Source organism: Delftia acidovorans NBRC 14950 (assembly GCF_001598795.1).
GTDB classification, from domain to species: Bacteria; Pseudomonadota; Gammaproteobacteria; order Burkholderiales; family Burkholderiaceae_C; genus Comamonas; species Comamonas acidovorans.
Genome location: NZ_BCZP01000012.1, coordinates 48990 through 70918, shown reverse-complemented (window position 1 = coordinate 70918; position 21929 = coordinate 48990). Strand labels below are relative to the sequence as shown.

At 68.3% G+C, this 21929-nt stretch carries 17 protein-coding genes; 10 read left to right on the top strand and 7 right to left on the bottom strand.

All coding sequences use genetic code 11. The features are described from left to right. Positions 1 to 41: 41 nt before the first annotated feature. Positions 42 to 827 (top strand): foldase protein PrsA, encoded by a 786-nt coding sequence (locus DA1_RS16875; RefSeq protein WP_034392665.1) that lies wholly within the window; start codon positions 42 to 44, stop codon positions 825 to 827. A 178-nt stretch (positions 828 to 1005) separates the two neighbouring features. Here DA1_RS16875 and DA1_RS16870 read toward each other — a convergent pair whose 3' ends face one another. Beyond that, positions 1006 to 3207, bottom strand: a complete 2202-nt coding sequence (locus tag DA1_RS16870) for a TonB-dependent receptor (RefSeq protein WP_034392660.1) — start codon at positions 3205 to 3207, stop codon at positions 1006 to 1008. A 115-nt stretch (positions 3208 to 3322) separates the two neighbouring features. Further along, a complete protein-coding gene (locus tag DA1_RS16865) occupies positions 3323 to 4087 on the bottom strand; it encodes an ankyrin repeat domain-containing protein (protein ID WP_034392659.1) in 765 nt (254 codons plus the stop codon). Between the two features lie 201 nt (positions 4088 to 4288). Between DA1_RS16865 and DA1_RS16860 the strand changes: the two genes are divergently transcribed. After that, on the top strand, positions 4289 to 4765 hold the full coding sequence (locus tag DA1_RS16860) for an SH3 domain-containing protein (protein ID WP_034392657.1): 477 nt from the start codon (positions 4289 to 4291) through the stop codon (positions 4763 to 4765). A 34-nt stretch (positions 4766 to 4799) separates the two neighbouring features. Here DA1_RS16860 and thiD read toward each other — a convergent pair whose 3' ends face one another. Beyond that, positions 4800 to 5681 carry a bifunctional hydroxymethylpyrimidine kinase/phosphomethylpyrimidine kinase gene (thiD, locus tag DA1_RS16855; RefSeq protein WP_034392653.1) on the bottom strand — a complete coding sequence of 294 codons (882 nt, stop codon included), beginning with the start codon at positions 5679 to 5681 and terminating at the stop codon, positions 4800 to 4802. 354 nt (positions 5682 to 6035) lie between these two features. Here thiD and DA1_RS16850 point away from each other — a divergent pair, with 354 nt between their 5' ends. The 4 genes from DA1_RS16850 (at position 6036) to thiE (ending at position 9248) form a co-directional block, all read left to right on the top strand. Then, positions 6036 to 7154 carry an FAD-dependent oxidoreductase gene (locus DA1_RS16850; protein ID WP_080736999.1) on the top strand — a complete coding sequence of 373 codons (1119 nt, stop codon included), beginning with the start codon at positions 6036 to 6038 and terminating at the stop codon, positions 7152 to 7154. Positions 7155 to 7273: 119 nt separating this feature from the next. Beyond that, entirely contained in the window at positions 7274 to 7471 is a 198-nt protein-coding gene (thiS, locus tag DA1_RS16845; RefSeq protein WP_034392649.1) for a sulfur carrier protein ThiS, read from the top strand. A 32-nt stretch (positions 7472 to 7503) separates the two neighbouring features. Continuing rightward, complete coding sequence (locus DA1_RS16840) at positions 7504 to 8313, top strand: thiazole synthase (RefSeq protein ID WP_016446735.1); 810 nt, start codon at positions 7504 to 7506, stop codon at positions 8311 to 8313. Between the two features lie 11 nt (positions 8314 to 8324). Then, complete coding sequence (gene thiE / locus DA1_RS16835) at positions 8325 to 9248, top strand: thiamine phosphate synthase (RefSeq protein ID WP_034392648.1); 924 nt, start codon at positions 8325 to 8327, stop codon at positions 9246 to 9248. Positions 9249 to 9306: 58 nt separating this feature from the next. Here the strand turns inward: thiE and DA1_RS16830 are convergent, their stop codons facing one another. Further along, positions 9307 to 12048, bottom strand: a complete 2742-nt coding sequence (locus DA1_RS16830) for a type IV pilus assembly protein FimV (protein ID WP_255288134.1) — start codon at positions 12046 to 12048, stop codon at positions 9307 to 9309. A 58-nt stretch (positions 12049 to 12106) separates the two neighbouring features. On the opposite strand from DA1_RS16830, the gene DA1_RS16825 reads away from it, so the two are divergent. The 4 genes from DA1_RS16825 to DA1_RS16810 all read left to right on the top strand — a co-directional run bounded on the left by DA1_RS16825 (position 12107) and on the right by DA1_RS16810 (position 17125). Beyond that, entirely contained in the window at positions 12107 to 13645 is a 1539-nt protein-coding gene (locus tag DA1_RS16825; protein ID WP_051940669.1) for a 3-hydroxyacyl-CoA dehydrogenase, read from the top strand. 170 nt (positions 13646 to 13815) lie between these two features. Then, positions 13816 to 14535, top strand: coding sequence for a Crp/Fnr family transcriptional regulator (locus DA1_RS16820; RefSeq protein WP_012205125.1), 720 nt, complete (start codon positions 13816 to 13818; stop codon positions 14533 to 14535). Between the two features lie 151 nt (positions 14536 to 14686). Continuing rightward, entirely contained in the window at positions 14687 to 15772 is a 1086-nt protein-coding gene (locus DA1_RS16815; protein ID WP_013802790.1) for a phosphotransferase, read from the top strand. 78 nt (positions 15773 to 15850) lie between these two features. After that, positions 15851 to 17125: an acyl-CoA dehydrogenase family protein gene (locus tag DA1_RS16810; RefSeq protein ID WP_034392646.1), complete on the top strand. Its 1275-nt coding sequence runs from the start codon at positions 15851 to 15853 to the stop codon at positions 17123 to 17125. A gap of 70 nt (positions 17126 to 17195) precedes the next feature. On the opposite strand, the gene DA1_RS16805 is transcribed toward DA1_RS16810, so the two are convergent. From DA1_RS16805 to DA1_RS16795, 3 genes are read right to left on the bottom strand one after another with little or no spacing between them, the layout of a single operon-like run. Beyond that, positions 17196 to 18650, bottom strand: coding sequence for an efflux transporter outer membrane subunit (locus DA1_RS16805; RefSeq protein ID WP_034392645.1), 1455 nt, complete (start codon positions 18648 to 18650; stop codon positions 17196 to 17198). Between the two features lies 1 nt (position 18651). Continuing rightward, complete coding sequence (locus DA1_RS16800) at positions 18652 to 20646, bottom strand: ABC transporter permease (RefSeq protein ID WP_051941082.1); 1995 nt, start codon at positions 20644 to 20646, stop codon at positions 18652 to 18654. Next, entirely contained in the window at positions 20646 to 21896 is a 1251-nt protein-coding gene (locus tag DA1_RS16795; RefSeq protein WP_034392644.1) for an efflux RND transporter periplasmic adaptor subunit, read from the bottom strand. The genes DA1_RS16800 and DA1_RS16795 overlap by 1 nt, the downstream gene beginning before the upstream one ends. Positions 21897 to 21929: the final 33 nt, after the last annotated feature.

Below are 21929 nucleotides of genomic sequence, written 5' to 3'. Positions count from 1 at the left end.
CGCGCTATAGAATCAATTTTTCCTTCATATCTGGAATTCGCATGAAAAAACAGCTTCTGACCAGCCTGGTGACTGCCGCCGTGCTGAGCACCGCGGCCCTGTCCGCCTCGGCCCAGAACATCGCCGTCGTCAACGGCAAGGCTGTGCCCAAGGCACGCGCCGAAGCGCTCAAGCAACAGATCGAGCAAAGCGGCCGCCCCGTGACGCCCGAGCTGGAAGGGCAGATCAAGGAAGAAGTCATCGCCCGCGAGATCTTCATGCAGGAAGCCAACAAGCGCAGCCTGGCCAACAGCGAAGCCTACAAGCAGCAGTTGGAACTGGCCCGCCAGACCATCCTGATCCGCGCGTTGTTCGAGGACTTCCAGAAGAAGAACCCCGTGACCGACGCCGAAGCCAAGGCCGAGTACGACAAGGCCGTCGCTGCCAACAGCGGCAAGGAATACAAGGCCAGCCACATCCTGGTCGAATCGGAAGACCGCGCCAAGGCCATCATTGCCGAGATCAAGGCCGGCAAGAAGTTTGAAGACATCGCCAAGAAGGAGTCCAAGGACCCCGGATCCGGCGCCCGTGGCGGTGACCTCGACTGGGCCAACCCCGGCAACTACGTGCCCGAGTTCTCCGAAGCCCTGATCAAGCTCGAAAAGGGTGGCATGACCCAGGAGCCGGTCAAGACCCAGTTCGGCTACCACATCATCCGCCTGGACGACGCACGTCAGGCCGAGCTGCCCAAGTTCGAGGAAGTCAAGCCCCAGATCGTGCAGCAGCTGCAACAGCAAAAGCTGGCGCAATTCCAGGAATCGCTGCGCGAAAAGGCCAAGATCCAGTAAGATGCGTACGAGTCGGCGGTTTTTGCCGCCGGCCTGACCATCACCAGCCCGCCTTGTGCGGGCTCTTTTTTTGTCCGACGCCCCTATCAAAAACAAAAGCTGCCCTCTGGGGGCAGCTTGCACGCATTGTTACCTGCGGCCGACGCGCTGAGCATCGGGCCCCAGGCAATCCGGCACTTCAGAACTGATAGAGCGCCGTCAACCGGGCCGTGCGGCCTTCGCCGTATTCAACGGCCGAGGAACGCGACTGCTCGCCCAGGCGCTGGCGCACGCCGGCCACATAGGCCTTGTTGCCGATGTTTTCGAGATTGAGCCTGAGCTTCCATTGCCGGTTGAGTTCATAGCCGACCATGGCGCTGTGCACCCAATAGGCAGAGAGTTTCCCATCGCCTGCCGAGGTGACATTGCGCGTGCCCACGAAGCGCACCCCATAGCCCACCGTCCAGCCTTGGGGCAATGCATAGGTGGTCCACAGGTTCAGCGAATGGCGCGGCGTATTGCCCAGCGCCTGGCCCACACGCGCAGGCTCGTTCAATGACTTGAGGGTCTTGCTGGCCATGAAGGTGTAGTTGGCGAAGACGTCCCATTGCGGCGTCACCTTGCCTGCGGCACCGAGCTCCAGCCCGCGCACGCGCTGCTCTCCGGCCAGCAGATAGCTGCCATCGGCCATCTGCTCGCGGGCATTGGTCTTGTCCACCTGGAACAGGGCGCCGGTCAGCGCCAGCTGGCGGTCCAGCACATCCCACTTGGTTCCCAGTTCCAGGCTGGTGTTCTTCTCGGGTGCCAGCGAGGCCGTGGCCGCATCCAGGCCGGAACCATTGGAGACCAGGAATTCGGCGGAAGGGTTGAAGGCCGTGCCATAGGCCAGGTAGATGCGGCCGTTGTCGGCGGGCTTGAAGCTCAGGGCCGTGCGGCCGCTGAGCCGGCCGTCGGAGCTGTCCACCGCGGTGCGCACGCCAGCGGCCGTTGTGGCGTTGGAGCGCCCGTCGATCCAGTCATAGCGCAGGCCCAGGTTCAGATCCCAGCGCGGACCCAGCGCAATGGAGTCGGTGGCATACAGCGCGCGGGTGTCCAGGCTGGTTTCGTTCCTTCCGCTGTTTTGCAAGTCCGTCGTGCCCGTCCAGTATCCGGGCGGACGGGCCAGCGGATAGCCGCCGGCCGGGAACTGCCGGTTGATGTTGTAGGAAGAGGTGGTGCGGTCATAGGTCTCGCGTGCGATCTCGAAGCCCGTGATCAGCGTATGCCCCAGCACGCCTGTGTCGAAGCGCTGGGTCAGGTTGGTCTGGTTGATCCACAGGGTGGTGGCCGCATCGCGGCCATAGGCCTGCGGCCCTGCGGGCCGATAGTAGCCAGGCTGCATGCCCCGGAGATCGACATGCGAGGCAGAGATCACGGTATCGCGGCTCAGCCGCGAGTAGCGCGAGAGGTTCTGCAGCTTGGCGCCCGAGGCGAAGTCATGCTCGATCTTCGCGGTCAGGGCATCCTGGCTGATCTTTTCCCGGTCAAGGTTGCGCCAGCCGAAATAGGCATTGCGCGAGACGCCATCGAGCATCTTGCCGCGAAAGGCCGGCACGCCGAAGTCGGGAAGATTGTCATCGTTCTGATGCAAGAAGCTGAGAGTCACGCGCGTGGGCGAATTCAGGCCCAGGGCCAGCGAGGGCGCCACGCCCCAGCGCCGCTTGAAGATGGTGTCGCGCCCGGCCACGTCGCTGTCATGGCCCATGAGGTTCAGGCGCATGGCGGCCTTGCCGCCAGCCAGCACCCGGTTGGTGTCGAGCGTGAGGCGCCGGTAGCTGGCCGTGCCCAGGCCTGCGTCGGCCTCGGTGAAGTCATGGGCCTTGGGCTGCTTGCTGATCATGTTGATGCTGCCGCCCGAGGTGCCTGCCCCGCCAAAGACCGAGTTCGGGCCCTTGATGACTTCGACAGACTCCGTGTTGAAGAGGTCGCTGCGGTTGTTCTGCCCACTGTCGCGCAGCCCGTCGATCTGCAGGTTGGCGTTGGCGCTGAAGCCGCGGATGTTGATGCTGTCGCCCGAGCCCGCACCGCCCTCGCCCGCATTGAAGGTGATGCCCGACACATTGGACAGCGCCTGCTGCAGGCTCAGGGCGTTCTGCTCCTGAAGCACCTGCCCCGGTACCACCGTAATGGTCTGGGGCACGTCCAGCAGCGGCTTGGCGTACTTGACCGAGTCGGATGCCTCGGTGCGCGAGCCGGTGGTGCGCGGTCCCGAAACGGTGACCGGCGCCAGCTGGACCTGGCGATCCTCAGGGGGCACATCCTGCGCGTATGCGGGTGTGACCAGCGCCGCAGCGAAGACCGAATAAAGGCATGACTGGGGGCCGGAAACGAAAGGTCGGGAACGGCAATCTGAAGTGCGCATGGCAAGGGCCTTTGTTGAAAATGGAAATCATTTGCAACAAGACCTTTCCCAAGCAATCAGATCCGTCTGATTCTGGTGTTCAGACCTCGATTTCAGGCGTTTTCGCTTGCGCCGATCAGCGCGCTCCCGCCTCCTGCAGCAGCCGCTCCACCTCATGCTGGCTACGCTGGCGGGCGTGGGCCAGGGCCGTGACGCCGTCCTTGTCGGGCAGGCTGAGGTCCGCCTTCGCCGTGATCAGCTGGCGCACGATGTCCTGGTAGCGCGGGCCACCATCGCCCAGCAAAACGGCTTCGAGCAGGCAGGTCCAGCCCAGCCGGTTCACATGGTCGGCCCGCACACCGGCAGCCAGCAAGGCCTGCACGGTATCGACGTGGCCGCGCTCGCAGGCGGGGATCAGCGCCGTGCCGCCATAACGGTTGACGCTTTGCAGGTCGGCTCCATACGACAGTGTCATGCGCAGGATTTCCAGCCGGCCCAGGGCACCGGCCAGCAGATAGGCGCTGTCCTGCAGGTCGTTCTTGAGATTGGGATTGGCCCCGTGGACCAGCAAGGAGCGCGCGACCTCGACATGGTTGCCGCGCACGGCCAGCAGCAGCGGAGTGTTGCCCTGCCGGTCACGCACATCGACAGGTGCGCCGCGCTTGAGCCAGTCGCGTACCTGCAGCGCTTCGCCGGCCTGGGCGGCCGCCAGCAGCGCGGGGCCGAATTCGGGGCGGTTCACCACACCCTCCTGCGCCTTGGCAGCGTCGCGGCCCTCGGCGGCGGCGGCAACGGCCTGGGCATCCTGCGCCTGGACATCCGCCAGTCCTGCCGCAAGGCAGGCCGTCAGAATCGCCGCGTGCCGGCCCTGCGCGCCGGATCGGGAAACAGCATGGTGCATACAAGCCCTCCTGGAAAACACTGTGGTGCGGCAAGCGTACGGCAAGCCCGGGCGATTGCACGCGAACCCGGGGTGCCGCCCGTCAGTTTCATTCAGGAACTATAGCGGCATCGCCTGATCCCACGCGCTTTCCCTGGGCTCGGCCCGCGCTGGAAAGTCTCCGCGCGCCAGCCGACCTCGAACGAAAGGAGACCCGTTCCCGTGCCTTGCAATCAACGCCGTGCCGCCCGCTGGCTGGCCGCAGCCGCCACCGCCCTCGCCGTCCTCACCACCACCCTGGCTCCGGCCGTCGCCCATGCGCGCGAGTTCGTCAGCGTCAAGGGCGCCAGCGTCAATGTGCGGCAGCAGCCCACCACGCGCTCGGCCACGCTGTGGGAACTGGGCAAGGGCTATCCGCTGCAGGTGGTGCAGCGCAAGGGCCAGTGGCTGCGCGTCAGGGACAACGAGAGCACGCTGGGCTGGGTGCATGCGCCGCTGACCGGCAAGACCCCGCACATGGTGGTGACCGGGCGCACCGCCAACCTGCGCGCCGGCCCGGGCCAGAACCATCGCGTGGTGGGCAAGCTGGCTGAGATGGAAGTGGTGCGCACGCTCAGGAAACAGGGCTCCTGGGCCCAGGTCCAGCGCGACAACGGCCAAAAGGGCTGGGTGGCGCGCAGCCTGACCTGGGGCTGGTGACCTGGGCTGATTCCCTGGACGTCTGGCTGGACGTTCAGCCGTTGACCACGACCTGCGCGCGCGGCGCATAACCGTGGTTCAGCGGGCCATGGCCGGCGCCCGTGAACACATCGGCGCCGGCCGCAATCGCGCCCAGGATGTACTCGCGCGCCTGGGCCACGGCCGCCTCCAGCGGAAGGCCCAGCGCCAGGTGAGAGGCAATCGCCGAAGACAGCGTGCAGCCCGTGCCGTGCCCGTTGTGCGTGGCAATGCGCTGCGACTGCAGGCGCAGCCGCTGGCCGTTGCCATGGCCCAGCAGGTCCACCACCAGATCGCCCGACAAGTGCCCGCCCTTGAGCAAGGCGGCAGGCGCGCCCAGCGCCAGGAGTTCCTGCACGGCGCCGTCCAGTGCGTCTATGCCATCAATGGAGTGGCCCAGCAGCAGCGCCGCCTCGTCCAGATTGGGCGTGACCACGGTGGCCAGGGGGAACAGTTCGCGCACCAGCACGGAGGCGGTTTCCGGGGCAATCAGCCGGTCGCCGCTGGTGGCCACCATCACGGGGTCCAGCACCACGTTGCGCAGCTGGTGGCGGCGGATGGCATCGGCCACCACCTGCACCACTTCGGGCGTGGCCAGCATGCCGATCTTGACGGCATCGGCGCCGATGTCCTCGACCACCGCATCGATCTGGCCGCGCAGTATGTCCACGGGAATGCCGTGGATGCCGCTGACGCCCAGCGTGTTCTGCACGGTGATGGCCGTGATGGCCGTCATGCCGTAGCAGCCCAGGGCGCTGCAGGTCTTGAGGTCGGCCTGTATGCCGGCGCCGCCGCCGCTGTCGGAGCCCGCGATGATGAGCACGCGGGCATAGCGCTTGCGCGCGGCGGGAGCCGGTTCGGGGGATGCGGCGGTCGAAGGGGAGTGGTCGGCAGTCATGGGCGAAAATTATCACCCATGCGCATGGTCAATACCGGCAGCTGCGGGATGTGCTGTAATGCCTGCTGACGGACGAAACAGGGGTGTCCCGTCGGTGAAACAGGGCCTGGCCCGCCTCACCGATGCGTGACTGAGAAACACCCTGGGGCCCCGGGGCGACCAGCCCCCTGCCGCACAAGCCTGCACCACAGGCACCTTGCCGCGCAGCGCCCCTGCACCCGATCCAGGTCATGCTGGCGTGGGGAGTTTCAATCAATCGGGGTGGTACGCCGCGTTTTGTCCAGCACATGCCCTGTGCGCGGACAGCCGGCCGGCAGTCCCACGGGCATGGGCGCACTTGACCACCAGATGCACATGTCCGTTCTACAAGCTTCTTCCCGCATCGCCATTCTGGGCGGCGGCCTCATGGGCCGGCTGCTGGCATTGGCGCTGGCCCGTCGCGGCCACGGCATTGCCGTATACGACGCCCACGGCCCCGAAGGCGATGGCGCTGCCGCCCGCGTGGCAGCCGCCATGCTCGCGCCCCTGGCCGAATCGGCCATCACCGAGCCCGGCGTGGTGCGCATGGGCCAGCACGGCCTGACGCGCTGGCCCGAACTGCTGGCCCAGCTCGATGCGCCCGTGTTCTTCCAGCAAAACGGCACCCTCATCCTCTGGCACCGCCAGGACGCGGGCGATGCCCAGCGCTTCTTCGGCCTGCTGGAGAAAAACCGCCGCATCAACCCCAGCCTTCCCGCGCTGCAGCCGCTGGCCGACCAGGCCCTGCACGACTGCGAGCCCGCGCTTGAGCGGCGCTTTGCCCAGGCCATGTACCTGCAGGGCGAGGGCCAATTGGACAACCGCCAGCTGCTGGCCTCACTTCACGCCACGCTGACCCGCCTGGGCGTGGAGCAGCACTGGAACCAGCCGCGCGAGCTGGCCGACTTCCAACCCGGCACGCCGGGCCAGCCCGACTGGGTGCTGGACTGCCGGGGCCTGGGCGCACGCGGCCAGTGGCCCGCGCTGCGCGGCGTGCGCGGCGAGGTGGTGCGCATCCACGCGCCCGAGGTCACGCTGCAGCGGCCCACGCGCCTGATCCATCCGCGCTACCCGATCTACATTGCGCCCAAGGAGGACCACCTCTTCGTCATCGGCGCCACCGAGATCGAGTCCGACGACATGTCGCCGGCCAGCGTGCGCTCCACGCTGGAGCTGCTGAGTGCCGCCTACACCGTGCATCCGGGTTTTGCCGAGGGCCGCATCGTCGAGATAGCCACCCAGTGCCGCCCCACCCTGCCCGACAATCTGCCGGCCGTGCGCTGGAGCGCGCCGCGCGTGATGGAGGTCAACGGCCTGTACCGCCATGGCTTCATGATCGCGCCGGCCATGCTGGACGTGGTGCTGGAGTTGCTCGACGGCGGTGATTCCGAACTGGCCCGCCGCTTCGATGTTGCCGTCGAGCATGCGCCATCGCAGCACAAGGCAGCCGCCTGAACGGCACGCACGGCACTTTCACGCACAACAGACCGGACATGCACGCAGGGTCGCCAGGCCCGGCCCTGCCTAAGATCGAACAAGCCCCCGTACCCGCCTTTCGTTTCCCCCCAGCCGCCATGAACATCACCATCAACCAGCAAGCGACCGAACTGAGCGACGGAGCCACCGTGGCCGACGCGCTGGCCCAGCTTGCGCCGCGCCCGCCCTTTGCCGTGGCCATCAACACCGTCTTCGTGCCCAAGACCCGCTATGCCGAGCAGGCGCTGAACGACGGCGACCGCCTCGAAGTGATCTCGCCCGTGACCGGCGGCTGATGCCCCATCCGACTCTCCCATTGCCTCACGCCATGACGACTTCCGCCTCTTCCTCCGACGACAGCCTGGTCCTGTACGGCCAGCGCTTTGACAGCCGCCTGCTGCTGGGCACCTCCCGCTATCCCTCGCCCGCCGTGCTGGAAGCTGCCGTGCAGCGTGCCCGCCCGGCCATGGTCACGGCCTCGCTGCGCCGCCAGGGCAGCAATGCCGCCGAGACCGGTGCCAGCTTCTGGGAACTGCTCAGAAAGCTCAACGTGCCCGTGCTGCCCAACACCGCCGGCTGCATGACCGTGCAGGAAGCCGTGACCACGGCCCAGATGGCGCGCGAAGTCTTCGAGACGCCCTGGATCAAGCTGGAGCTGATCGGCGACGACTACACCCTGCAGCCCGACACGCTGAACCTGGTCGAGGCCGCCTCCATCCTCATCAAGGACGGCTTCCAGGTCCTGCCCTACACCACCGAGGACCTGGTGCTGTGCCAGCGCCTGGTGGATGTGGGCTGCCAGGCCGTCATGCCTTGGGCGGCGCCCATCGGCACGGGCCGCGGCCCCGTCAACCCCTATGCCATGCAGACGCTGCGCGAACGCCTGAAGGTGCCGCTGATCGTGGATGCGGGCCTGGGTCGGCCCTCGCATGCCTGCCAGGTCATGGAGTGGGGCTATGACGCCGTGCTGCTGAACACGGCCGTGGCCTTGTCCGAAGACCCGGTGGCCATGGCCGGCGCCTTTGCCGATGCCGTGAATGCCGGCCACGCCGCCCACCGCGCCGGCGCCATGGCCGAGCAATCTGCCGCCCAGCCCAGCACGCCCGTGCTGGGCACGCCGTTCTGGCACCACGGCTGAGGAGACCGGCCATGAGCAACGACTCCATCCAATCCTGGGCAGATGCCATCGTGCGCCTGCACGGCGCCACCTTCGCCCCTGAAGGCTCCGCCCTGCCCTCGCAGCCCGTGCCGCAGACACAGCGCCAGGAGCCGGCCTATCTTGCGGCACTGCAGGCCTGCAGCGCGCTGGGCTTCATCACCATCGACGCCGAGACGCTGGCCTGCGCCTGGCAGGCGCAGACGCTGCGCAGGGGCCGCTTCGAGGCCACGCTATGGCCCGACGATCCGCGCGACTTCGGCCTGGACGGCTCCGATCCCGCACTGGCCTTCCCGGACTGCCCAAGGTCCCTGGGCCTGTACGGCGTGCTGCCCGACGCGCAATGGGTGGGCCGCATGGCCCGCGCCGGTGTGCCCACCGTGCAATTGCGCTTCAAGTCCGAGGACCGCGACGCCATCGCCCGCGAAGTGCGTGCCGCCGTGGCCGCCGTGGAAGGCACGGGCGCCCTGCTCTTCATCAACGACCACTGGCGCGAGGCCATCGATGCCGGCGCCTATGGCGTGCATGTGGGCCAGGAAGACCTGGACGCGCTGGCCGGCGCCGACCTGCAGGCCATCCACGCCTCGGGCCTGCGCCTGGGCGTGAGCACGCATGGCTATGCCGAAATGGTGCGCGCCCATGCGGTGCAGCCCAGCTACATCGCGCTGGGCGCCGTCTTCCCCACCACACTCAAGAAAATGGCCACGGCTCCGCAGGGCCTGGCGCGCCTGGGCTCCTATGTGCGGCTGATGCAGCGTTACCCGCTGGTGGCCATCGGCGGCATCTCAGCCGACCAGTTCCCGGCCGTGCGCGCCACGGGCGTAGGCTCGGTGGCCGTGGTGCGGGCACTGGTCAATGCCGAGGATCCTGAAGCGGCGGCGCAGCAGTTGCTCGCAAGCATGCACGCTGCCGACTGAGTTCTTGCTGGGCACTCCAACAAAAAAGGGAGCAGATGCTCCCTTTTTTTTCACTGCCTCAGCCCTTGGGCGGATCCTTGTCGTCTGCCTGCGGCGACGGAGCCTGTGGTGAGCTACGAAAGGCCGGGTCGGTCTCGCGCGACAGCAGCATGTCCACCGAGCGGCTCAGCGGCTCGTCCAGGCCACGGTGCTCACGCACGGTGTCGGGCGGCTCCAGCTCCCACTTGTCCAGCGCCAGGTCCATGTCCAGCGGCGCCTTGAGATTGTGGCTGCTGAAACCCACGGCACCCGAGCCGGGCATCGACAGCGTCACGGGCGGAAAGCGCGAGGGCACATCGACATGCGGTAGCTCGTTCTCGCCCAGGTCCGTGAGGTCTATGTCCAGCAGCGGTGCCGACTCATCGTGGATGAAGGAAGGCGCCTCGCCCAGGGGCACGGCGCGCACCTGGCCTGCGGGCAGTTGGCCGGCCTGATCCAGATCGAAGTTCAGGGGCTGCAGCTCGAAGTGCAGCGGTGCGGACAACGAGTCCGGTGCGCTGCTTGCAGGCCTGTCGCCGCCACCGACAGCACCCGTGGACAGGGGCAGCGTGTCCATGGGGGTGAACTCCAGGCCCGGCTCCAGCGGCGTCACTGAGCCCGGCTGCGGCTGTGCAGGTTCTATCGGCGGCTGCAGCTCTGCCATCCAGTCCACGCCCGTGGCCGCGGATGCAGGAGCCTGCGCCGGCGTGGTTTCTGCAGCCGCTGTGAAGGCCGCCGCGCCGGCCGTGGCTGCGCCGGCTGCGGCTGCGGCAGTGCCCGTGACCATGCGCGGCGTGGTGCGCTCGCGCGGGCCGGGTTCGCCGCGGGTTCCGGCAGGTGAGGTGCGCGCAATGGACAGCAGCAGCAGCAGGTCGTCGAAGGCCGCCAGGTCGAAGGGGGCCGGCGCATCGGGGTCGGGTGCACCGTCCTGCTTGAACAGGTAGTGCGCCAGGCAAGCTTCGACTTCTTCCACGGGCCACAGGGCCTCGATGCGCGCCAGTTGCTCGGGGTAGCCCTGCAGCAGGCTGCTGCCCTTGTCGGTAAAGCCCGGCATGGCCGGCACACGGGCGTTGAAATGCCGGGCAAAACGCGCGCGCAGCTGGTCGAAATCGTCGCGGCGGCTCAGCGTGTAGTACAGGTGAAGCAGCTCCAGATAGGCCAGCGGCGAGGAATCCTCATGCGTGTCGATATGCGAGCGCAGCAGTTCGATGGCCTGCTGGTGCTCGCCCACCGAGATGAAGAATTCCGCCTGTTGCTGCACGTCGAACAGTTCGCCGGGCTGCACCATGCGCCTGGCCTTGATGGCCTCGGGCGCGGATGTGCGCACAGGTGACGGTGCCTGCGGCGCAGGCTCGGTTTCCAGCTCGGCATGCACGGACACAGGCACGGGAATGGTGGCCGGCCCGAAGTCGCCAGGGTCCACATCCTCGTGCAGCTCATAGGTCACGCCGGGGCGCATCTGGGCGCCGCGCTGCACATAGGGCGAAGCCAGGGTATCCGGTCCCCGGCGGTCGTCCTGCTGCGGTGCCGCAGGCCGGTGCTCACGCAGGCTGGGAGCCATGGGCCGCGTGGGCCGATGGGGATCCAGGGAATGCGGCAGGGTGTGGATCTCGTCATCGCGCACATGCGGCGGGGTCGACGGCACGGGGTCCTGCGACGAACGCTCCACCGATTCCCGCCAGGCGTTCTGCTCGCGCGAGAACAGCGAAGCACCCGAGCGCATGCGCCAGGCCATCCAGCCGATCACGGCCACGGCGGCAATCAGGGCCAGCAGCAGCGCATTGAACAGCCAGGATGAGCCGCCGGACTCCTGGCGCATTGCGTCCAGCTCGGCCCGCAACTGGGCCAGTTGCCCACGGTCCACGCCGTCGCGCTTCTTGAAGGCCGCCATCTCGGCCTCCAGCGCCTGCACGCGCTTGTTGGCCTCGGCCAGCTGCTCGCTGCCGGCATCGAACATGGGAGCCGCAGATGCGGCGACGCCTTCGGGTGTTCCGGCTGCTCCATCGGCGCCCGGGGTTCCGCCCGTGCCCAGCCACTCCTCCACCGGCTCCATGCGCAGGCGCGGTTCGATGCGCAGGCCCGCCTGCAGCTGTCCGGCCTGGGCCTGGGCGGTCACACCCACGGGAGGCTTGGACTTTTCGGCCGCGGCCTTGGGTTTCGGCCTGGGCTTTGGTTTGGGCTGGGGCTGCGCCTCCTTGGGAGCGGGCGCCGTGGCAGGCCGGGCATCCGACCGGGCACTGCGGGCAGCGGCCGCGCGGGAGGGTGTCGAAGAAGATTCAGAAGCGGTGCCAGCCACACCGGCTGCACCAGCACCAGCGCCAGCACCGGCTGCTGCTGCGGCGCCCACGGTCGGCAGCGCAGGCTGCGCTGCTGCCAGTTCACGCACATTGATGGGCTGGTTGCCTGTGGCGTCCACCGAATCTGGCAGCTGCGCCAGCAGCGTATAGCTGCGGCTGATGCCGCCACCTTCGCAGCCCGCCCACAGCTTGAGCGTCACGATGGGCTCGTCCACCGTATAGCGGGCCTGCACCCGCACGGCCTTGCCCGACGAGGTCGGGCTGACACTGACGCGCGAGGATTCGATGGGCCTGTCACCGGCCAGCAGCTCGGCGCGCACACAGGAGCTGCCGGCGTCGTTTCCGCTATCGGGCTGCAAGCCCACCACCAGGTCGAACGGAGCGCCCAGCACCACGTTGCCCCGAGGACTGCCCAACGACAATGCGGACGCGTTCCAGGCCATGGAGGACAGGGCGACGCCGAGAATGGTGCTACAAATTCTCACATCAGCCTTTCTTTGAACGCTTGCATTTTTGCATAGACACCTGTAGGACACCTCCTCTATGTATATGATCCAAAACAACATTTCTCCTATCAGAAACGTCGGATTGATAGGCGCAGGCATCATGGGGCAAGGCATTGCCCAGTTGGCCGCCCAGGCAGGCGCCAGGGTGCTGTTGCAGGATGCCCGTCCCGGTGCTGCCGCACAAGCGCAACAACAGCTGCTTGCGCTGTGGGACACACTGCAGAAGAAACAAAAAATAACAAGTGAGCAGGCCGCAGATTGCAAGGCCCGGCTGACGGTGACGGACGGTCTCGATGCCTTCAGGAACTGCGACCTGGTGATAGAGGCCATCGTCGAGCGCATGGATGCCAAGCAGGCGCTGCTGCGCGAGCTGGAGGCCATCGTTGCGCCCGGGACCCTCATCGCCAGCAATACCTCGGCCCTGTCCATCACCACGCTGGCCACGGCGCTCAAGCACCCGCAGCGCTTTGCCGGCTTTCACTTCTTCAACCCGGCCCCGCTGATGAAGGTGGTGGAGATCGTGCGCGGCCTGGCCACGGACGAGGCCACCTGCGCCACGCTGGCACAGTTCGCGCGCAGCTTCGGCCACACGCCCGTGCGTGCGCAGGACACGCCGGGCTTTCTGGTCAACCACCTGGGCCGAGGCTATGTGACCGAGGCGCTGCGCATCGTGCAGGAAGGCATTGCCGACTTCGCCACCATCGACCGCATCCTGCGCGAGCAGGTGGGATTCAAGCTCGGCCCGTTCGAGCTGATGGATCTCACCGGCCTGGATGTCACCCATGCCGTGATGGAGCACATCTACCACCAGTACTACCAGGAGCCGCGCTACCGCCCCAGCCCCATTGCCGCGCAGCGCGTGGCGGCCGGCCTGCTGGGCCGCAAGACCGGCCAGGGCTTTTACCGCTATGCAGAAGGCCGCGCCGAGCAGCCTGCCGAGCCTGCCGTGCCGCAGGTGCAGACGCTGCCACCGGTCTGGGTGTCCGCACGCGCGGCCCGGCGCAACGAGATCTACCAGTTGCTCAAGAGCCTGGGCGCGCGCATTGAAACCGCGCAGGTACCGACCGAGCAGGCCTTGATCCTGGTGGCGCCGCTGGGCCTGGACGTGACCACGGTGGCTGCCGTGGAGCGGCTGGACTGCACGCGCACCATGGGCATCGACATGCTGATCGCCGACGCCGACACGCGCCGCCGCGTGCTGGCCACCACGCCGGCCACGCGCACCGACATGCGCGATGCCGCCCATGCGCTCTTTGCCAGCGACGGCAAGGCCGTCAGCGTGATCCGCGACAGCGGCGGCTTCGTCACGCAGCGCGTGGTGGGCTCCATCGTCAACATCGCCAGCGACATCTGCCAGCAGGGCATCGGCAGCCCGGCCGACCTGGAAAAGGCCGTGACCCTGGGGCTGGGCTATCCCATGGGCCCGCTGACCATGGGCGACCGCTGGGGGCCCACCAACATGCTGGAGGTCCTGTTCAACCTGCAGACCGTCTACGGCGATCCACGCTACCGCCCCAGCCCCTGGCTGCGCCGCCGTGGCGCGCTGGGGCTGAGCCTCACGCACGAGGAGCCATAAGCCCTGCAAAGCCGGCGACCCGATGCACGACGGGTCGCCTTTTTTTCGCCGCCCTGCCCCGTTTTCGGCAGGCCCAGACACCGAAGTGACAGGCCCGCCGGCGGCATGCTGCGCCGCGGCGGTCCCACACGCGACAATGTGACCGTCATCAGTCACGCAAAAGACAGGCCATGGACGACCCGATTCTTACCATCGAAGAACGTGAAGCGATCAATTCCGGTCGCTGGTTTTCATCACTTTCTCCATCGCTTCGGCACGACATTCTTCGATGCGCTTACGTCAAACGGTTCAAAGATGGCACGCTCATCTGCGCACGCGGAGAACCGCCCGAGGAATGGATCGCCTGCGCCCGGGGTGCGGTGCGCGTGAGCTCGACCTCGATCACGGGCAAGCAGATCACGCTGGACTACGTGGAGCCGGGCATCTGGTTCGGCGACGTGGCCATCCTGGACGGGGACAAGCGCACGCACGATGCCTATGCACATGGCGAGACCACGCTGCTGTGCGTGTCCAAGACCGACTTCAAGAAAATCCTGTCCATGCATGTGGAGTTCTCGGAAGCCATGCTGCGCCTGCATGCACGGCGCATCCGCCAGCTCTACGGCCTGGTCGAGGACCTCAACACCCTGCCGCTGCGCGCGCGCCTGGCCAAGCAGCTGCTGCACCTGGTGCGCAGCTACGGCGTGACCAGCCTGTCGGATGGCAGCGAGATCCGCATCGGCCTGCACCTGGCGCAGGAGGAACTGGCGCAGTTGCTGGGCGCCTCGCGCCAGCGCGTGAACCAGGAACTCAAGGCCATGGAGCGCGAGAACGCCATCCGCATCGAGCCGGGCGGCCTGGTGGTCTGCGACCGCGACACACTGCTGCGCATCGCCGCGCCCGACGCCTGAACCTGCGCGGCCCCCACCGCGCCGCGTACACACAACCCTTTCCTTCACCGACCGGACGTTCGCGCCGGCCGGTGCCTTGCCGCGCCCGTGCCGCGCGGCCGCACCCCTTTCTAGAACCGGTTTCCGAACCGATCACAGGACTGACTGCCCCATGAGCACTTTCGACCATTTCGTAGGCACGCGCCCCGTCTCCGACCAGCACGCATTCGACGTGCCCGCGCTCACCGCCTGGATGCAGGGCCATGTGCAGGGCTTTGCCGGCCCGCTGCAGGTGGAGATGTTCAAGGGCGGCCAGTCCAATCCCACCTACAAGCTGATCACCCCGGGCCGCAGCTACGTGATGCGCTCCAAGCCCGGCCCCGTGGCCAAGCTGCTGCCCTCGGCCCATGCCATCGAGCGCGAGTTCCGCGTGATGAAGGGCCTGGCCGGCACCGACGTGCCCGTGCCCCACATGTATGCGCTGTGCGAGGACGAGTCCATCATCGGCCGTGCCTTCTACATCATGGAGTGCATGGAAGGCCGCGTGCTCTGGGACCAGTCCCTGCCCGGCATGGAGCCGGCCCAGCGCGCCGCCATCTACGATGAGATGAACCGCGTGATCTCGGCCCTGCACACCGTGGACTTCGCGGCCCAGGGCCTGGCCGACTACGGCAAGAGCGGCAACTACTTCGAGCGCCAGATCGGCCGCTGGAGCAAGCAGTACGTGGCCTCGGTCACCCAGCCCATCCCCGAGATGGACCAGCTCATGCAGTGGCTGCCCGCCCACATGCCGGCCAGCGCGCTGGATGCCTCGCGCGTGTCCATCGTGCACGGCGACTTCCGCCTGGACAACCTCATGTTCCACCCCACCGAGCCGCGCGTCATCGCCGTGCTGGACTGGGAGCTGTCCACCCTGGGCCACCCGCTGGCCGACTTCAGCTACCACTGCATGAGCTGGCATATCCCGGCCACGCTGGGCCGGGGCATCGCAGGCAAGGACCTGGCGGCCCTGGGCATTCCCGGCGAAGAGGAATACATCCGCCGCTACTGCGAGCGCACGGGCCTCAAGGACGTGGACACGCTGCGCGCCGACTGGAACTTCTACATGGCCTACAACATGTTCCGCATCGCGGCCATCCTGCAAGGCATTGCCAAGCGCGTGGAGGCCGGCACGGCCTCCAGCGCCCAGGCCAAGGCCTCCGGCGACACCGCCCGGCCCATGGCCGAGCTGGCCTGGTCCTTTGCCCAGCGCAGCTGAGCCATCCAGACCGCCCCCATCACTCACCGATCACCCCGTTTCCACCACAAGCGACAAGCCAAGAGAAGGAGCGCATCCATGGACTTTGAATATTCGCCCAAGACCAAGGACCTGCAGGAACGCCTGCTGAAGTTCATGGACGAGCACATCTATCCCGGCGAAAAGGACTATGCCGCCGAGATGGAAGCCAACACCGCCGCAGGCAAGCGCTGGACGCCGCTGCAGACCATCGAGAAGCTCAAGGTCAAGGCCCGGGAGCAAGGCCTGTGGAACCTGTTCCTGCCCGTGGACAGCGCCGAGGCCGCTGGCTACAAGGGCGGCGGCCTGACCAACCAGGAATACGCGCCGCTGGCCGAGATCATGGGCCGCGTGCCATGGTCCAGCGAGGTGTTCAACTGCTCTGCTCCCGACACCGGCAACATGGAGACCATTGCGCGCTACGGCAGCACCGAACTCAAGGAGCGCTGGCTCAAGCCGCTGCTGGACGGCAAGATCCGCTCGGCCTTCGCCATGACCGAGCCCGAAGTGGCCTCCTCCGACGCCACCAACATCTGCACCCGCATCGAGCGCCAGGGCGACGAGTACGTGATCAACGGCCACAAGTGGTGGATCTCGGGTGCCGGCGATCCGCGCTGCCAGGCCTTCATCACCATGGGCAAGACCGACCCCGACGCGCCCAAGCACTCGCAGCAAAGCATGATCATCGTGCCCGGCGACGCTCCTGGCATCCGCATCGTGCGTCCGCTCAACGTCATGGGCTATGACGATGCGCCGCACGGCCACATGGAGATGTACTTCGAGAACGTGCGCGTTCCCGTGGGCAACATCCTGCTGGGCGAGGGCCGTGGCTTCGAGATCGCCCAGGGCCGCCTTGGCCCCGGCCGCATCCACCACTGCATGCGCCTGATCGGCCTGGCCGAGCGCGCGCTGGAGCTGATGTGCAAGCGCGCCAGCTCGCGCATCGCCTTCGGCAAGAGCGTGGCCCAGCAGACCGTGACGCAGGAACGCATCGCCGAGGCACGCTGCCGCATCGACATGGCGCGCCTGCTCACGCTCAAGGCCGCCTGGCTGATGGACATTGCCGGCAACAAGGTGGCCCGCAGCGAGATCGCCATGATCAAGGTCGTGGCCCCCAGCATGGCCTGCCAGGTCATCGACTGGGCCATGCAGGTGCACGGCGGCGGCGGCATGAGCGACGACTTCCCGCTGGCCAGCGCCTACGCCCACGCGCGCACGCTGCGCTTTGCCGACGGCCCGGACGAAGTGCACCGCAACGCCATCGCCAAGTGGGAGCTGGGCAAGTACGGCGCCTACGGCAAGGATGCCGGCGTGCCCATCACGCGCGGCAGCTGAGCAGGCATCAAGCCTGAGGCCTCAGGCCGCACACCCGGCAGGACCGGGTGGCGGCCCTGCCCCTCCCCTCTCAGCCAGGTGGCAATGCCTCCTGGCTTTTTTGTGCCTGCCTTTCCGGCATTTCAGTGCCCATGGCAGGCGCCTCCCATCCCCCGCCCAGCGCCCGGTACAGCGCCACGCGCGCCTGCAGCTGCAGCAGGCGCTGCAGCACGGCATCGTCCTGGGCCGCGTACAGCGTGGTCTGGGCCTGCAGCAGGGACAGCAGGCTTTCCGCCCCGGCCTTGTAGCGCAGCTCGGCCAGCGACACGGCCTGGCGGGCCTGGGCCAGCACCTCGGCCTGGGCCTCGGCCTGGGCCTTCAGGCCGTGGACGGCGTTGAGCGCCAGGTCCACATCGCCATAGGCCGCGACGATGGACTTGTAATAGCCGGCCAGCAGCTCCTCGCGCCGGGCCTGGGCGCCATCGCGTTCGGCTGCCAGACGGCCGCCGTCGAAGATGGGGCCGGCCAGTCCGGCCAGCAGCGAATAGACCGGCTCGCGCAGCCAGTCGCTGGCGCGGCCCGCGCTGGTGCCTGCACTGCCCGTGAGGGTCAGCCGGGGCCACAGCGCCGCACGCGCAGCCTGCAGGTTGGCGCTGGCGGCGGTCAGTTGCGCCTCAGCACTGGCAATGTCAGGGCGGCGCTGCAGCAGTTGCGTGGGCAGGCCTGCGCCGATCTCGGGCAGCTGCAGGGCCTGCAGCGAATCCGTGGCCAGCGCGGGGCGGCGGGCCTGGCCCAGCAGCACGGCCAGCGTGGCATCGGCATCCTCGCCCTGGCGGCGCAGCGTGGCCAGGGCCTGGCGCTGGCTGGCCACCAGGCCGCGCTGCTGGGCCAACTCCAGCTGGGTGGCGGCGCCTGCGCGCGCGCGGGACTCCACCAGGCCCAGCAGCCGCTCGGCATTGGCCACGTTGCGCGCCGCAATGGCCTGGCGCTCGCGCAGCGCCACGGCCTGCAGCCAGCCATGGGCCACCTGGGCGGTGACCGTGAGGCGCACCGTGTCCTGGTCAAACCGGCTGGCCTGCCAGGCCGCCGCCGCCGCATCGCGCGTGGCGCGGTTGCGGCCCCAGAAGTCCACCTCATACGAGGCCGTCAGCGCAGCGCCGTAGACGCTGGCCTGCCCGCCCGCCACCTGTGCATGGTTCATGCGCTGGGCGCGCAGCTCGCCGCTGAGCGACGGCAGCAGCGCCGCGCCTGCCTGGCGCGTGGCCGCCTCGGCCTGGCGCACGCGGGCCATGGCGGCAGCCATGTCCAGGCTCTGGTCCTGGGCGGCCTGCACCATGCCGCCCAGCTCCTCACTGCCAAAGGCCTGCCACCACTGGGGTGAGACGGAGGCAGGGACGGCTTCGCCCTGCTGCTTCCACGAAGCGGCCAGCGCAGGCGCTGCCCTGTCCGGCACCGTCTGCTGCGCGGCGCAGCCGCCCAGCGCAGCCAGGGCCAGGGCCATGCAGCCCAGGCGCGCCGGCATCGTCTTGTCGTTCATGTCTTTCATCTCACTCTCCCGCCAGCGCGCGCACCGGGTCCAGCCGCGCCGCCGTCTTGGCAGGCATGTAGCCGAACACCAGGCCCGTCACCACGGCGCATGCAAAGGCGCCCAGCATGGCGCGCACCGAAAACACCACGGGCACGCCCGCCACGATGAGCACCACGCCCACGGCCAGCCCGGCCAGCAGGCCCACCGTGCCGCCCACGAAGGTGACCAGGCTGGCCTCGGTCAGGAACTGGCGCAGGATGTCGCGCTGGCGCGCGCCCGTGGCCATGCGGATGCCGATCTCGCGCGTGCGCTCGCGCACCGTCATCAGCATCACGTTCATCACGCCGATGCCGCCCACCACCAGGGAGACGGCGGCAATCAGGCCCAGCATCACCGCCATGCTCTGGCGCGTGGCGGCCTCGGCCTGGATGCGCGCGGCCGCATTGCCGATGCCGAAGTCCTCGCGCCCGCCGTGGCGCGCCAGCAGCAGCTTGCGCATGGCCTCCTCCGCCTCGTGCACCACGTCGGAGGACATGGCCTCGATCACCACATAGTCGGGCTGGGTCTGCGACTGGTAGACGCGCGCCCGGCCCGAGCGGTAGGGAATGAAGACCATGTCGTCATAGTTCTGCGCGCCCGAGTCCGCGCCCCGCTCGCTCATCACGCCGATGACCTCGAAGGCCGATGTACCGATGATCAGCTGGCGGCCCAGCGGGTTGGGCGTGTCGGGGAAGAAGTGCTGGTGCGCCTTGTGGCCCAGGACCACCAGGGGCGCCAGGTCGCGGTCCTCGGCCTCGGTGTAGTAGCGGCCCTGGGCCAGCTTCCAGTGGTGCACCAGGGGCATCTCCTCGCTGGCCGCGAACACGTAGATCTGCTTGTCGGCCTTGCCGTAGCGCACGGTGATGGGGTCGCCGATCACGGGCATGACGCGCCGTATCTCGGGCAGTTCGCGCACGGCGGCCAGGTCTTCCTCGGTCATCTGCCCGGCCGGCCCGCCCGTGGCCGGCGGTTTGCTGCCCATGTAGAGGATGGCCGTGCCCATGGTCCCCATCTGCTCGACCACCTTGCGCCGCGCGCCCTCGCCAATGGCCAGCATGACAATCACCGAGGCCACGCCGATGACGATGCCCAGCAAGGTCAGGCTGGTGCGCACGCGGTTCATGCGCATGCCGCGCCAGGCGCTGCGCGCGGCCTCGAACAGTTCCGCCAGCCAGGGCGCGCCGGCGCTGCCACGCTGCGGCGTGAGCGGCAGGGCAGCGGCGCCCGCATTCACCCCATTAGTGGCATCGTCGCGCTGGCTGTCGCTGGTGATGCGGCCGTCGCTGATCTCGATCACGCGGCGCGCCTGGGCGGCCACAGTGCGGTCGTGGGTGATGAGGATGATGGTGTGGCCCGCGTCGGCCAGCTCGCGCAGCAGGGCCATGACTTCGGCGCCGCTGTGCGAGTCCAGCGCGCCCGTGGGCTCGTCGGCCAGGATGATCTGGCCGCCGTTCATCAGCGCGCGCGCAATCGACACGCGCTGCTGCTGCCCGCCCGACAGCTGGTTGGGCCGGTTGCCCAGGCGCGAGCCCAGGCCCAGGCGCTCCAGCAGCGCACGGGCGCGCCGCACGCGCTCTTCCTTGGGCAGGCCCGCGTAGATGGCGGGCATTTCCACGTTCTCGCTGGCGCTTTCGCTGGCTATCAGGTGGTAGCCCTGGAAGACGAAGCCGAAGGCCTCGCGCCGCAGCCAGGCCAGCGCGTCCGAGTCCAGCGTGGCCACGTCCTGGCCCTGGAAGTGGTAGCTGCCCTCGCTGGGCCGGTCCAGGCAGCCCAGGATGTTCATCAGCGTGGACTTGCCCGAGCCCGAGCTGCCCACCACCGCGACGAACTCACCCGCGCGTATCTCCAGGTCGATGCCGTGCAGCACGGTGACGGCGGGCTGGCCGCTGTCGCCGCCGCCGTAGTGCTTGGTGATGCCGCGCAGCTCTATCAGCGGTGCGGTCAGCGGCGCGCCGGCCTGCATGCCCTGCGCCATCACCATTGCAGCCACCGCGGGCCACGGTCCAGAGGCGTCTCGCCGACGATGACGCGCTCGCCTTCCTGCAGGCCCTCCAGCACCTCGGCCTGGTGGCGGCTGCGCACGCCCAGGCGCACGGTGCGCTGCTCGGGCTGGCCCTTGGCGTCCAGCACGCGCACGGTCTGCGTGCTGCCGGCCTTCTCGGCCTTCTCGGCCTTCTCGGCTTTTTCTGCCTTTTCTGCCTTGTCAGTCGTTCCCGCCTTGTCGGCCACGGCCATCAGCGGCACGGTCAGCGCCTGCGCGGCCTGCCCGGTGACAAAGACCACCTGGGCCGTCATCTGGGGCATCAGCTCGGCGTCCTCATTGTCCACATCGAACAGCACGGTATAGGCCACGGCCTTGGTGGCGGGCGCAGGCGCCTGGCCCGCATTGCCGCCGGCCGGTGCCTGGCTGGTAGAGGGCGAAGGCAGCACCTGGCGCACCTTGCTGGACCAGCGCCGGGGCCTGGCCTGGTCGGCGCCGCCCAGCGTGGTGAAGTACACCGGCATGTCGTCGCGCACGCGGCGCACGTCGGCCTCGGACACCTCGGTCCACACCGTCATGGCCGACAGGTCGGCAATGCGCAGGATGTTGGGCGTCTGGTAGGTGGCGTTCAGCGTCTGGCCCTCGCGCGCCTCCACCGACACCACGGTGCCCGCCATGGGCGCGTAGATGCGCGTATAGCCCAGGCGCGCCTCGTCGGCCTTGAGCGTGGCCTGGGTCTGGTCGATCTGGGCCTTCAGGTGCTCCATGCGGGCGCCGGCTGCGGCCAGGTTGGCTTCTGCGGTCTGCAGGTCTTCCTCGCGCGTGGCCCCGTCGCGGGCCAGCTGGCGCTGGCGCGTGAGCTGCTGCTCGGCCAGCTTGCGCAGCGCCTGCTGCTCGGCCAGCTGGGCGCGCAGGCCCGCCAGCGAGGCACGCCCCGCATCCACCGTGGCGCGCTGCACGCTGGGGTCGATCTCCACCAGCAGTGCGCCCTTTTCCACCTGGGCGCCGGGCTCCACGCGCAGCCGGGTGACCTGGCCCGACACCTGGGCGCCCACGTCCACATAGCGGCGCGGCTGCAGCGTGCCGATGGCCGTGACGGTGGACTCGATATCGGTGCGCGCCACGGTCTCGGTCTGGTAGGCCACGGCAGGCCGGCTGGACCACCAGGCGGCCGCGCCCCCGGCCGCCGCCAACAGGACCACCGCCACGGCGATGGCTTTCCAGCGTTGCTGCGTGCGCGTCATGCTTGCCTCCCGATCACACACACCCCGAACTGG

What these genes read in the sequence shown, in the direction of transcription:
- DA1_RS16825 (WP_051940669.1), top strand. Translation starts at nt 12,107, where the DNA reads ATGTATATGATCCAAAACAACATTTCTCCTATCAGAAACGTCGGATTG.
- thiS (WP_034392649.1), top strand. Translation starts at nt 7,274, where the DNA reads ATGAACATCACCATCAACCAGCAAGCGACCGAACTGAGCGACGGAGCC.
- DA1_RS16875 (WP_034392665.1), top strand. Translation starts at nt 42, where the DNA reads ATGAAAAAACAGCTTCTGACCAGCCTGGTGACTGCCGCCGTGCTGAGC.
- DA1_RS16820 (WP_012205125.1), top strand. Translation starts at nt 13,816, where the DNA reads ATGGACGACCCGATTCTTACCATCGAAGAACGTGAAGCGATCAATTCC.
- DA1_RS16840 (WP_016446735.1), top strand. Translation starts at nt 7,504, where the DNA reads ATGACGACTTCCGCCTCTTCCTCCGACGACAGCCTGGTCCTGTACGGC.
- DA1_RS16800 (WP_051941082.1), bottom strand. Translation starts at nt 20,646, where the DNA reads ATGGCGCAGGGCATGCAGGCCGGCGCGCCGCTGACCGCACCGCTGATA.
- DA1_RS16815 (WP_013802790.1), top strand. Translation starts at nt 14,687, where the DNA reads ATGAGCACTTTCGACCATTTCGTAGGCACGCGCCCCGTCTCCGACCAG.
- thiD (WP_034392653.1), bottom strand. Translation starts at nt 5,681, where the DNA reads ATGACTGCCGACCACTCCCCTTCGACCGCCGCATCCCCCGAACCGGCT.
- DA1_RS16850 (WP_080736999.1), top strand. Translation starts at nt 6,036, where the DNA reads ATGTCCGTTCTACAAGCTTCTTCCCGCATCGCCATTCTGGGCGGCGGC.
- DA1_RS16865 (WP_034392659.1), bottom strand. Translation starts at nt 4,087, where the DNA reads ATGCACCATGCTGTTTCCCGATCCGGCGCGCAGGGCCGGCACGCGGCG.
- thiE (WP_034392648.1), top strand. Translation starts at nt 8,325, where the DNA reads ATGAGCAACGACTCCATCCAATCCTGGGCAGATGCCATCGTGCGCCTG.
- DA1_RS16805 (WP_034392645.1), bottom strand. Translation starts at nt 18,650, where the DNA reads ATGAAAGACATGAACGACAAGACGATGCCGGCGCGCCTGGGCTGCATG.
- DA1_RS16795 (WP_034392644.1), bottom strand. Translation starts at nt 21,896, where the DNA reads ATGACGCGCACGCAGCAACGCTGGAAAGCCATCGCCGTGGCGGTGGTC.
- DA1_RS16870 (WP_034392660.1), bottom strand. Translation starts at nt 3,207, where the DNA reads ATGCGCACTTCAGATTGCCGTTCCCGACCTTTCGTTTCCGGCCCCCAG.
- DA1_RS16810 (WP_034392646.1), top strand. Translation starts at nt 15,851, where the DNA reads ATGGACTTTGAATATTCGCCCAAGACCAAGGACCTGCAGGAACGCCTG.